Source organism: Bordetella genomosp. 11, from assembly GCF_002261215.1.
Taxonomy (GTDB): Bacteria; Pseudomonadota; Gammaproteobacteria; order Burkholderiales; family Burkholderiaceae_B; genus Bordetella_C.
On the sequence record NZ_NEVS01000004.1, the window covers coordinates 3,717,076 to 3,729,240 of the forward strand.

The 12,165-nt window shown below is 66.7% G+C and carries 10 protein-coding genes; 5 read left to right on the plus strand and 5 right to left on the minus strand.

Annotation, left to right across the window (positions count from 1 at the left end; all coding sequences use genetic code 11):
• Positions 1–49 precede the first annotated feature (49 nt).
• The gene (locus tag CAL28_RS24340; protein WP_094843720.1) at positions 50–3,814 is read right to left on the minus strand and encodes a DUF748 domain-containing protein; all 3,765 of its coding nucleotides are present in this window, start codon (positions 3,812–3,814) and stop codon (positions 50–52) included.
• Positions 3,815–3,989: 175 nt separating this feature from the next.
• Here CAL28_RS24340 and moaC point away from each other — a divergent pair, with 175 nt between their 5' ends.
• Complete coding sequence (gene moaC, locus CAL28_RS24345) at positions 3,990–4,502, plus strand: cyclic pyranopterin monophosphate synthase MoaC (RefSeq protein ID WP_094843721.1); 513 nt, start codon at positions 3,990–3,992, stop codon at positions 4,500–4,502.
• A gap of 189 nt (positions 4,503–4,691) precedes the next feature.
• Here moaC and CAL28_RS24350 read toward each other — a convergent pair whose 3' ends face one another.
• The gene (locus tag CAL28_RS24350; RefSeq protein WP_176464095.1) at positions 4,692–5,957 is read right to left on the minus strand and encodes a membrane-targeted effector domain-containing toxin; all 1,266 of its coding nucleotides are present in this window, start codon (positions 5,955–5,957) and stop codon (positions 4,692–4,694) included.
• A 334-nt stretch (positions 5,958–6,291) separates the two neighbouring features.
• Here CAL28_RS24350 and CAL28_RS24355 point away from each other — a divergent pair, with 334 nt between their 5' ends.
• The 4 genes from CAL28_RS24355 to CAL28_RS24370 all read left to right on the plus strand — a co-directional run bounded on the left by CAL28_RS24355 (position 6,292) and on the right by CAL28_RS24370 (position 8,885).
• Entirely contained in the window at positions 6,292–6,543 is a 252-nt protein-coding gene (locus tag CAL28_RS24355) for a MoaD/ThiS family protein (RefSeq protein WP_094843723.1), read from the plus strand.
• Complete coding sequence (locus CAL28_RS24360) at positions 6,540–7,034, plus strand: molybdenum cofactor biosynthesis protein MoaE (protein ID WP_094844825.1); 495 nt, start codon at positions 6,540–6,542, stop codon at positions 7,032–7,034. Before CAL28_RS24355 ends, CAL28_RS24360 begins: the two co-directional genes overlap by 4 nt.
• A complete protein-coding gene (moaB, locus tag CAL28_RS24365) occupies positions 7,031–7,576 on the plus strand; it encodes a molybdenum cofactor biosynthesis protein B (protein WP_094843724.1) in 546 nt (181 codons plus the stop codon). Before CAL28_RS24360 ends, moaB begins: the two co-directional genes overlap by 4 nt.
• A 103-nt stretch (positions 7,577–7,679) precedes the next feature.
• Positions 7,680–8,885, plus strand: a complete 1,206-nt coding sequence (locus CAL28_RS24370; RefSeq protein ID WP_094843725.1) for a molybdopterin molybdotransferase MoeA — start codon at positions 7,680–7,682, stop codon at positions 8,883–8,885.
• On the opposite strand, the gene mobA is transcribed toward CAL28_RS24370, so the two are convergent.
• The 3 genes from mobA to CAL28_RS24385 form a co-directional block, all read right to left on the minus strand.
• Positions 8,880–9,530 carry a molybdenum cofactor guanylyltransferase MobA gene (gene mobA / locus CAL28_RS24375; RefSeq protein ID WP_094843726.1) on the minus strand — a complete coding sequence of 217 codons (651 nt, stop codon included), beginning with the start codon at positions 9,528–9,530 and terminating at the stop codon, positions 8,880–8,882. The genes CAL28_RS24370 and mobA overlap by 6 nt on opposite strands.
• A gap of 56 nt (positions 9,531–9,586) precedes the next feature.
• A complete protein-coding gene (gene moaA, locus CAL28_RS24380) occupies positions 9,587–10,708 on the minus strand; it encodes a GTP 3',8-cyclase MoaA (protein ID WP_094844826.1) in 1,122 nt (373 codons plus the stop codon).
• 89 nt (positions 10,709–10,797) lie between these two features.
• Entirely contained in the window at positions 10,798–11,898 is a 1,101-nt protein-coding gene (locus CAL28_RS24385) for a substrate-binding domain-containing protein (protein ID WP_094844827.1), read from the minus strand.
• Positions 11,899–12,165: the final 267 nt, after the last annotated feature.

Genomic DNA, 12,165 nt, shown 5'->3' on the forward strand with positions numbered 1-12,165 from the left:
ATGAACTCCGTTCGTTACCGTATGCCGGGAACGCCCCCGGCGGGCGGCCTCAACGCCTCAAGGAAAATTCCACCCGGCTCGGCGGACCATTGTCCTTCACGCCTTCCGCCGACAGGTTCGGTGCGACCATGAATATCCGGTCCATCGGCGCGCCCTGCTGCTGCAGCTGTTCGTACGCCGCCTGGGCCCGCGCATCGGCCAGCTTGCGCAATTGGTCCTCGCCGGCCGGCGCCGCCTGCTTCAGCAAGGCTTCCATCTGCGCCGGCGGCACGGATTTCGCCATGCCGATGAAATTGCGCGGCTTGTTGTCGATCTTGGTGTTGTCGTAAGCGGCCTCCAGGTACTTCGCGCGTTCGGCCTCGGACAGCGGCGCATCGCCGTCCAGCCGGCCGCTCTTGCCGGTGGCGCGCGAGCGCGCGGCACGGATACGCATATCCACCCAGGACTGGCGCAGGCCGGCCTCGTCGGACACCGGGTCCGCGCGTCCGGCGATGTCCATCTTCAGCGACGGCCGGTCGGCCATCGCCGCCGCCAGCTTCTTCAGCTTTTCCTTGTCGTCGTCGCTCAGCGTCGAACTGCCCGGTTCGAAGGCGATATAGGACAGCTCGTCGCCACCGCCGAAGGCCGACGCCAGCAGGCTGAATGGCGAGGTGACGGCCTTGACGATAAGGTTGCCGATGACGCGGAGAATGATGCCGCCCACCGAAAAATTGGGATCGTCGAGCGACCCGGATATCGGCAGGTTGATATCGATATTGCCGGAACGATCTTTCAACAATGCGACGGCGAGCATCACCGGCAAGGTGGTCGCCTGCGGGCTGTTGGTCTTCGCGCCGAAGGTCAGCTGGTCCAGCTGCACACGGTTGCTGGCCTGCAGCTGCCGGTCCTTCAGGCGGTATTCGACATCCATCGACAGCTTGCCGCGCTCGATGGGATAGCCGACGTACTTCGCCGAGTACGTCGTGAAGCGCGGCAGGTCGACGCCGCGCGCCGACGCCTTGATGTCCAGCGTCAGGAATTTGGCGAAGGGCTGGACGATGCCGCTGATCGACAGCGGCGCGGTACGGTACACACGTCCCGTCACGCTGACCTTGGCGGGCTTGGGGTCGGTGGACGACACCGCCGACACAGATCCCTCGATGGCGGACAGTTCGGCGGTGTAGTTGGGCCGCACGAAGCGGTCGTTGAACGTCGCCCGCCCATTCTTCAGCGTGACGCTGCGCACGGCGATATCGGGCATGCCGCCCTGGGCGTGGGATTCGGCCGGGCCGCTGGACGCCTTCGTCCGGGACGGCTCGGGCGCCGGCGCCGATGGTGTCTCGCGCGCCTGCGTGTCCTGCGTGATGGAGCCGCCCGCCTTGCCGGGCTCGGCGATAAGGCTCATCACATTGAGCTGGCCCTGGGAATTCAGCAACACGTTGCCGTAGAAATTGTCCAGCGTCACATCGCCCAGGTCTATCGTGGGCTTGCCGCCGGACAGCGATATCGCCATGCTGCGCAGGCTGAGCAGCTTCCAGGCCAGGAAATCGGCACGGTTCACACGATCCTGCAGGTTCAGGTCGCTGACGTCCACGCCGCCCTTCCACATGACTTTCATCGGCGCCGCGCCCCGCGCGCCGGTGAAGTCCACATCGCCTTTGGCACCCAGCCGGATCGATTTCACCGTCGCGTTCAAGCGCGATGCGGCATACGGCGCCAGCATCGCCACGTCCAGGTTGGACAGATCGACACGCGCCTTCACCGCCAGCGGGTTCAGCGTCAGGCTGCCCTGGGATGCCAGGTCGCCGTCACCCAGGAGGCCTGAAGCGCGCAGGTCGAACTTCGACGATCCCGAGCCCAGCACGAACCTGTCCACCCCCAGCGCCAGGCGCTTCACGCCCACCGTGACCGGGGGATTCAGCGTTTCATCGCGTGCGGATACGCCGGCGAGGTCCAGCTTGATGTCGGATGCCTGGATGGCATAAGTGCCGGCCTTGTCCCGGACGTCGACCTTGGCGGCGGCGCCGACGGTGCCCGCCAGGAGAGTGACCGGCGCGAAGCTGCGTACCGCGCTGGCGAACGGCGCCAGCGGCAGGCGGTCGGCCTTCGCATCCAGGGTCAGGGCCAAAGGCTGCAGGATCACGCCGCCGGTGGCATGCAGCGTCGCGCCATCGGGGTTCTCCGCGCCCAGCTCGATGGCGATGGGCTGGTCCTTGGGCTGGGGCAGCGCGACATGGGTGACGGACACCGAGACCTTGTCCAGCGCATAGTCCAGTTTGGTGGGCGCATCGCGCAGGCGCAGCTGGCCATTGACGATGGACACCTTGTCCACATTGATATGCCAGGGATCCGGCTCGGCGGCGGCCGTCGCGGTCGGTGGTGCTGCGGCCGGCGATGCTGCGGTCGGCGAGGCTGCGGTCGGTTGTGCTGTCGTCGGTTGTGCTGTCGTCGGTTGTGCTGTCGTCGATTGTGCCGTCGTCGATTGTGCCGTCGTCGGCGGGGTGGCGGTCGCGGGCGCGGTGTCCGTCGGTGCGGCGCCGCCCTTCGCCTCGGCCGCCGGCGGCGCGGCTGCGGCCCCGGCAGACGCCCGGGGCGCGGCAGTCGCGGTGTCCGGCGCCGTCGATCCCGTCGCGGCTGAAGCCTGGGAGTCGGGCTTGGCCGCCGCCGTTGGCGGCGCGGCGGTCCCTGGCGCGGCTACCGGCGGCACGGACGCGGTCTTCACGGTGGACACCGTGGCCGGCCCCTCTGTTTTGGCGCCCGCGCCCAGGCGCTGCAATTTGTCGATGACGTCCAGCCAATTGACGCGCTGGTCCGCGTAGCGGCGCGTCTGGATGTTCGGATCCACCAGCTCCACTTCGCCGACCTGCAGGCGCCTTTCCAGCGGCAGCGCGTCCACGCCACGCACGTTCAACGCGCTCCATGCCGCCAGGCGCTCATCCGAGGCCTCGCGCAGGTCGAGCTCACGCAGGCTCAGCCCGCCGGTGATGCGCAGCTTGGGCGCGGCATCCTTGGGCTGCTCGAAGGAAATGTGCAGATCGGAATCCAGCAGCGCGCGGTTCAACTTCACCGGCAACGGCACGCCCCACGCGTCGGCCCATTTTTCCAGTTCGAGTCCGCTGAAGACCACATCCAGCGTGGACGTGGGGGTGGCGTCGAACGGCCGCGCCGTCCCGTTCAGGTCGAAGGGACTGCCGTTGATCCGCGCATGGAATTTCGGCACGACATCGATATCGGTGGCATAGCCGAAGTTCGAAATGAACGGTACGCCCAGGGCGATCTGGTCGATAACCTGCTGGCGGCCCGTCACCTTGTCGTCCAGGGTGATCGAGCCGTTCTCCAGGCGCATGTTGTTCAGTGAAAAGCGCGGCAGGGGCTTGTCTTTTTCCTCGGGCGCGGGTTCCGGCTTGCCGGCGCTCATTTCCTGCAGTTTCTGCTGGATATCCGAGAAGTTGAAATGCGCCTGCGCGTCGCGCACCAGCGCCACGCGCGGCTCGCGCAACACCATCGCGTCCACCACCGGAGCGAACCAGAACAGCGATTTCCACGAAGCGCTGGCATCGGCTTCGGCCACCGTCAGCAGGGGCTGGGCGCCGCCCGGCTGCGCGATCGCGAAATCGTGCACGCGCAGCGTCAGCGAAAACGGATTGAAGGTGATCTTGCCGACCTGGACTTCGCGTCCCAGCATGGCCGCGACGTCACGGGTCAGCGCGCGGCGCGTGAGTTCCGGTACCTGCCATGCGGCCAGCGCGAGCAGAAGCAGGATCAGCCCTACAACCGCCCCCGCGATCCGCAAAAACCGCCGCGTAAATCGAATTCGGGGCAAATACGAGGGCATCCATCATCTCCTGTAGGGGTTGCGGGATTATGGCCCCGTGGCCCGGACGCGTCCATTATCATAGGCAGCCCGAACGCCTCGATTCAGGGGGGTTTGGGTGCAACATCAAACAATTACGTCGCTGGCGTAATTTCGTTTCAAATCTTGAACGGACCGCCCAAGGCGGCGCATCGGCATGTCCACCTCTACCCCGGCCTTGAGCCACCTCGATGAATCCGGCCAGGTCCGCATGGTCGACGTTGGCGGCAAAACCGTCACTGCCCGCGTCGCCATCGCGGCGGCCCGCGTGCGCATGAACGCCACCGCCTACGGCCTGCTTACCCAGCCGGGCCAGGGCAAGGGCGAAGTGCTGAACACCGCCCGTGTGGCCGGCATGCTGGCCGCCAAGCGCTGCGCCGACCTGATCCCTTTGTGCCACAGCCTGCCGCTGTCGTTCGTCGGCGTTGACTTCGCCTTGGACGACGCGACACACAGCATCGATATCCGCGCCACCTGCCGCACGGACTTCCGCACCGGCGTCGAAATGGAAGCCATGACCGCCTGCAGCGTGGCCGCCCTGACGGTCTACGACATGTGCAAGGCGGCCGACAAAGGCATCGTCATCGAACAGATCCGCCTGGAATACAAGGCCGGCGGCAAAAGCGGCGAATGGCGGGCGGATGGCCAAAGCGCTTCGCCCGGAAAATAAGCCCCGGTTAAAAACGGTGAAAGCAATAGGCCCTGGGCGCTGCTACAAACCACTGCTTCGGATCAGGTTTGCCGGCGCGTGTGACGGAACGGCAACCGGTCGAATACGCGGATCGGGAACGGCGGCTGTGGCGCGGTAGTTTGCTGCGGTACGCCCACACTGACCGGGCAAGCGTGCAGCCGCTTCCGGTCAAGCTCTCCGGGCCCCGGGATAGCAGGACAAATAGTCCACTGCGCGGCGCAGGAACGACGGCCGATGCGGGGTCGCTGTCTGTTCCGCCCCAGGCTCGCGCACATCCATCCTGAATATGAAGTCGCCCTTTACCAGGATGTTTTTCGTGTCTCCGACAAAGCATGACGGATGCTTGATTTCGAAGCCGGTATCCGCACCGACGCGGTTTTCCATCGCGTCTTCGAAGCGCACTCCCGGCACACCCATCAGCTCCGACAGCCCTGGGACGCCATCGAATACGCTCATATGCGTGTTTCCCACCAGGGCGATCCATTTGCCATCCTGGCCATCCCGGGGAACACGATCGCGGGCATGACTGGTTTCATTGATGACGAGATAAGAAAAATAATTCATGACGGGAATACGCCACACGTCGCTATCGTCGGCATAGCTCTCGCCGCCCTTCAGGAAATAACTCGCCGCGCAGTCGATGGCGATCACGCTTATGCCGGCCCGGTGCGCGGCATCCACGACCGCCTCGTAGCTGTATTTTTCCGCGAATACGCGGTCGAGCTTGCTGACCGGAGCCCACCCGTTGTCCTGCGCCCGCAGGTAACGGGCCACGCCCGCCGATATTTCGGTGTGCGGCGACCCATTCAATTCAGCCAGCGCATCGCCATGCACGTCGGTCAATAGATGCTCCATGTACAAGCGCTCCACACCTTGTGCCTTGAGCGCCGGCATATTCTCGATGAGCAATTTCCTGGCTCCGACATGGCTGTGCACTTCTCCCAGGACCACACCGGGGCAAGCGTCCAGCAACCTCATCAACTGCCCGCCGGGATCCCTTTTGGGCACATTCCGCATTTCACGCGCATAGCGGCGTTTTTGCGCCAGGCATTCCGAGCCCACGCCCAGGAAGAACTGCTGGGCATCGTTTTGGAGCGCGCGTCTTCTGGCATATGTCTTGGCCGAGACAGAATTGATCACGCGATCGCGCGTGGCGAAATGCGGATCGAAGGCGTGGCGGTCCCCCATCAACCAATGGTCCACCAGGACATTCAGCGTGGGGCGATCGCATAGCGGAATTTCATATTTGCCCGATGGCTTGTCCAGACCGGGACTTTCGACCATGTCGGTAGTCGCATCGGTTCCACCCGCGAGCGGTTCCAAGGCCACATATGGCGCTATAAACGACTGATTCGACACTACTTCCGGCATGCTGCCTCCAAAAAATATAGGCCGGGCGCTCGCACACCGGGTTGTTACAGCCGGGGCAGCCACCTTCCGGTGGCACCATCCACCCGTCATGCAAGGGAACCGGCCACGAAAAACGCGGCATGATGCCGTCCCCGGCCCTGCGCGTAGCCTCACGCGATGAATATCGGACGCGGCTGGACGTGGCGCGCGGCGGCAAGCCGCGTCATCCCTCCCCCCGCGGACCGGCCATGCCATCGTCCGGTCGACGCGGTAGAATGCGGGAGTCTTGGGAATCGTGCGCCCCCGGCCGGCACCGCGTCCGTTCTCGCCGGCGCGCCGACGCCAGGACAACTATGCAGACGATTTCGGGCCGACGGCCCAGAGGTGCGCGGTGAGCGGCTCGAATCAGAATCCCGGCATGGATCCGGCCATCCAACTCCTGTATTTCGCGCGCGTCGCCGAAATGACCGGCCGCCGGGCGGAAGCCTGGCCGCTGCCGGACGACAGCGTGACCGGCCTTGCGCTGCTGGCAAGCCTGGAACAGCGCTACCCCCAGCTGGCGCCCGCCGCCCGGCTCAAGCTTGCGGTCAACCAGACCCACGTCAAGGCCACGGTCACGATAAAGGCCGGCGACGAAGTCGCCGTTTTCGAGCCCGTCACCGGAGGCTGATCGCCATGGTCGTGGTACAGGAAGCCGACTTCGACGCGGCGGCTTTGCAGGCCGCGCTGCGCGAACGCGCGGGCGCCGCCGCCGGCGCCATCGTCACCTTCACCGGCTACGTCCGCGACTTCTCCGCGGACGAGGCCACCGAAACCCTGTTCCTGGATCACTATTCGGGAATGTGCGAACGCGAACTGCAGGACATCGGCGACCAGGCCATGAAGCGCTGGCGCGTCATCGATTTCGTCATCGCGCATCGCGTGGGCGCGCTGTCGCGCAACGCCCAGATCGTATTCGTGGGCGCCGCCAGCGCACACCGCGGCGACGCTTTCCGCGCCTGCGAATACATTATCGATGCGCTGAAAACGCGTGCGCCCTTCTGGAAGCGCGAAACGCTGGCTGGCGGCCGCAGCTTCTGGGTCGAACAACGCCAATCGGATCACGACCGGACCCATTCATGGGACGCCGGCGCCAGCGGTTTATCGAAGGAAAGCACATGAGCGAGCAAAAAGACGACAAGAAAGCGTGCCTGGCATGCGCGGTCCTGACGGTCAGCGATACGCGCACCGCGGGCAACGACACCTCCGGGAACTGGCTGGCCGAAACCCTGGCGCGCGACGGACACGACTGCGTTCGGCGCGACCTGGTGAAGGACAACGTGTACCAGATCCGCCGCGTCGTCAGCGCATGGATCGCCGACGCCGAAGTCCAGGTCATCCTGATCACCGGCGGGACCGGCTTTTCGCATCGCGACTCCACCCCCGAGGCGGTAGCGCCCCTGCTCGACAAGGAAATCACGGGCTTCGGCGAGTTGTTCCGCCACGTGTCCTACCAGGAGATCGGCAGCTCCACCATCCAGTCGCGCGCCCTGGCCGGCTACGCCAACGACACGGTGGTGTTCTGCCTGCCCGGCTCCACCGGCGCGTGCGAAACCGCATGGAACCACATCCTGCGCGAACAGCTGGACAGCCGCCACAAGCCCTGCAACTTCGCCAGCCATCTGCAAAAGAAGGCACTGGAAGCCAGGGAACGCACCCGCTGACCCTCGCATCCGTCCTTCCGCAAGAAGGCCTTTTCTTCCCGTGGCGGGCCGGCAGCGCCGGCCGCCGGCCCGCCACCATCGCCATTTCCTCGCGAGCACACATATGCTGGAATTCGACGACGCCCAGACCCGCCTTGCCAACGGCGCGCCGCGCCCGCAGGCCGCCACGGAGACCGCGCTGCGCGACGCCGCCGGGCTGGTACTGGCGCGCGACCTGACCGCGACGCTGGACCTGCCCTCGGCCGACAACAGCGCCATGGATGGCTACGCGTTGCGCTACGAGGACTGCCGCGAGGGCGTCGCCCTGCCGATAGACCAGATCGTGTACGCCGGCCATGCGCCCCAGCCGCTGCAGCCGGGCCACGCCGCGCGCCTGTTCACGGGCAGCCTGATGCCTGCCGGGGCCGATACCGTGATCATGCAGGAAGACACGCGCGAAGCCGACGGCAAGCTCGAAATCGCGCGCGCCCCGCGACAGGGCCAGCACGTGCGCCGGCGCGGCGAAGACACTGCCGCCGGCAGCCCCCTGCTGGCCGCCGGGACGCGCATCGGGCCGGCGCAGATCGCGCTGCTGGCATCGCAGGGCATCGCGCGCGTGACCGTGCATCCTGCCGTCCGGGTGGGCATCCTGACCACCGGCGACGAACTCGTCGCCCCGGGCGAGGCGCGTGCCCCGCACCAGATCTACAACTCCAACGGCGCCATGATGGCGGCCCTGGTGGAAGGCATGGCGGCGCAGGCCACGCAGATCCTGCACGCGCAGGACAACGAAGCCGCGCTGAAATCGGCCTTCCAGGCGCTGGCGCGCGACTGCGACCTGATCCTCAGCATCGGCGGCGTGTCGGTGGGCGACAAGGACCTGGTCAAGCCCGTGCTGGAAAGCCTGGGCGCCACGCTGGACCTCTGGCGCGTGCGCATGAAGCCCGGCAAGCCGGTGGCCATGGCGCACGTGGACGGCAAGCCGGTCGTCTGCCTGCCCGGCAATCCGGTGTCGGCGTTCGCGGTGTTCACGGTGCTGGTGTCGCCGCTGCTGCGCCGCATGCAGGGACGGCGCGATCTGTTCCCGCAGGTCAGCATGCTGACGCTGCGCACCGACACCCCGCGGCATGACAGCCGCGAGGAATTCCTGCGGGTGCGCCGCGAGGTCGACAACGGCGGCGTGGGGCAGCTACAGGCGTTCGACCGGCAGAGCTCCGGCGTGCTCAGCTCCCTGCCCTGGGCCACGGGCCTGGCGCGCATTCCCGCCGGCCAGACGGTGTACGACGGTGAAAAGGTCGCCTACTACGACTTCAAGCACTGGCTGTCATGAGCCATCGCGGTCGGCATCGGCCAGTTCGCTGGCGGTATTGACGTTGACGAAGGCATCGGGCTGATCGTCGAAGGGCACTTCGACGCAGCCCGCGCGCGATTGCCACGTATCGACTTTGCGCCCGCCTTCGGCCAGGTACTGCAACAGATCCGGCAGCAGTTCGCGCGACACCAGCATGCATACCGGCTGGCGCTTGCCGCCGCTGCACGCCACGGCCAGGCGCGCCGCCGGCCCCCGCGCCCGCAGGGCCTGGCCCAGGCGCGCGACCATATCGAGCGGCAAAAAAGGCACATCGCACGGCGTGGTGGCAATCCATGGGCAGCGCGATGCCACCAGTCCGGCCGCGACCCCGGCCAGGGGCCCCTGCCATTCGCCGTGGGCGGGATCGTCGGCCACCACCTTGCCGTATTCGGCGTAGCGCTCCAGATTGCGATTGGCGCTTATCAACAAGGCGCCCACCTGCGGCGCGAAGCGGGCCGCCACATGTTCGACCATGGGCCGGCCACGCAGCAGCGCGCAGCCCTTGTCGATGTCCCCCATGCGCGAGCCGCGGCCGCCGGCCAGGATCAGTCCGGCGATGCGCGCGGTTTCCAAAGCGTCCTGCCCTGCCGGCGCGGCAACCGGCCCACTTGCTTGCGCGTTCATGCGAGGCTCCTTTTACCCCTGCGACGGACCCGGGCGCGACTGCCCGTGGCCGGGCCCTAGCCGCCGATGTAGCTCATCTCGACTTTCGGATCGCGCAGTACGTCCGGCGTATCCGCCAGGCGGCGCTCGGAATAGTGGTCGTCCCGGGCTGCCCAGATGCCCGCCACGGCAGCGGCCAGCTGATCGTCATCCGCGCCGCCGCGTATCAGGGCGCGCAAGTCATGGCCGCGGCTGGCGAACAGGCACAGGAATAGCCGCCCTTCCGGCGACAGCCGCGCGCGCGTACAGCCTTCGCAGAAGGCTTGCGTGACGCTGGATATCACCCCGATCTCGCCGGCGCCATCGGCATAGGTCCAGCGTTCGGCCACGCGGCCCATCGGATCGGTCTGCAAGGGCGCTAGCGGGAAATGTTCCGCGATGCGGGCGATGACGTCGGCACTGGGCAGGACTTCGGCCATGTTCCAGCCGTTGGTGCTGCCCACGTCCATGTATTCGATAAAGCGCAGGATGTGGCCGGAACCGCGGAAATGCCGCGCCATCGGCAGTATCTGCCCATCGTTGACGCCGCGCCGCACGACCATGTTCACCTTGACCGGCGCCAGCCCGGCTGCGGCCGCGGCGTCGATACCGCGCAGCACATCGGCGACGGGAAAGTCGGTATCGCTCATGCGGGCGAACAAGGCCGGATCCAGCGCGTCCATGCTGACGGTCACCCGGCTCAGGCCGGCCTCTTTCAGCGCGCGGGCCTTGCGGGCCAGCAGGCTGCCGTTGGTGGTCAGCGTAAGCTCCACCGGGTCGCCTTCCGGCGTGCGCAGGGCGGCCAGCAGGCCGACCAGTGTCTCGATGTTCTTGCGCAGCAGGGGCTCGCCGCCAGTCAGCCGGATCTTGCGCACGCCCAGGCGCACGAAGACGGCGGCGGTGCGCGCCATTTCCTCGAAGGAGAGAAGCTGCGCATGCGGCAGGAAGACATGGTTGCTATCGAACGCATCGCGCGGCATGCAGTACGTGCAGCGGAAATTGCAGCGGTCCGTGACCGAAATGCGCAGGTCGCGCAGCGGACGCGCGCGCGCGTCGCGTGCCGGCTGGCCCTGCGCCGGCAGGGCGTCCGCGCCGGCAAACTGGACATCCCCGCTGCCGGCCGGGCCGCGGTGTTCGGTCAGATAAATTACTTTCGACATGACGGTCATGATAGTTTTCCACGGCGCGAAGCGCCACCCGCACGGCGCGAACCGCGAGCGGCCAGTCGGGCACGCCCGCGGCAGGCGGCCTAGCCGAAGGCCTCCTGCAAGGTCTGTATGCGCCCGGTTTCGCTGGCATCGTAGCCTGTCAGCTGGCCCACATACCCCTTGTAATCCGTCCCCCTCATGATCGCCAGCAGCGCCTGCATGGCCGGCTGCTCCAGCGCCGACTTGCGGATGGCGAAGAAATACCGCTCCCGCGCCAGCGGAATGAAATCCAGCCCGAAACGGTGCGCGGCGGTTTCCACGCCGATTCCCGCATCGGCCATGCCGCTGGCGATATGGGCCGCAACCGCCATGTGGGTGAACTCGCTGTTCTCGTAGCCATGCACGCGGGCCACCGGTATCTTCAGCCGGCGCAGCATCAATTCGATCAGGTGCCGGGTGCTGGAACCGATCTGGCGGTTGACGAAGCGCACGTCCGGGCGCGCCAGGTCCGCGATGCCGTGGATGTTCTTGGGATTGCCCGCCGTCACGAAAAGCCCCGTGTTGCGCACGGCGAGATGGATCAGCAGATGCTCGGAAGGATGCAGCCATTGCGCGTAATGCCGCAGCATGGCCGCCTCGAAGTCGCCCTGCGGCACCTGGAAGCCCGCCAGGTCGCATTCGCCGCCGTCCAGCGAAGCCAGCGCTTCCGCGGCCGTGCGATAGCGCAATTCCAGCGCGGCGCCCCCTTCGGAGAGTCGCGCCGGCGCGCTGATGTGCTGCATCAGCGCCTCGACGGCGAAACCATGGCTGGCATGCAGGCGTAGATGGGGACCGGTCTCGGGCAACAGGCGTTCCAGGTCTTCCTGCAGTTCCGAGGCCAGGCTGTCCAGCATGGGCATCAGCCGGGCCTCGATGCGGCGGTTGGCCCACAGCAGGCGCTGCGCGAAGGGCGATAGCTCGGTGCCCTGGCGCCGGCGCGTAATCAGCAGCGGCGTACCGAAGACCGTCTCGAAACGCCGCAGGACTCCCCAGCCGTGGCGATAAGACAGGCCACAGGCGCGGCAGGCGCCGGCGATGTGGCCTACCGCATCGATCGCCGAGAGCAGCGCCAACACCTCCTGCAGCGGCACACCGTCGTCACCGCTGCCCTGTGTCAGCCACCATCCCGGCCGCAGCGCGATACGGAACGCGCCGTCGCTCATGGCCGCGTCCCCACGGGCCGCCGCGCGCACCGCCGTCCCGGCCGTGGCGGGATAGCCATCCATGACGACAAATAGGCAATTACGTGCATATTGAACCCCTACCGCATACAGGGATAAAGTGCCGATCCAGGGACAACGGCGCCAACAATTATGTTTGATATTGCATATTAGTGGCCCATTACGATTTGCGCCACCGCGACGCGAAACCGATAACGCCGAACCTCGCATGCGGGGGATCCGGCCTGGTCGGCCCGCCGGCGGTGTTTC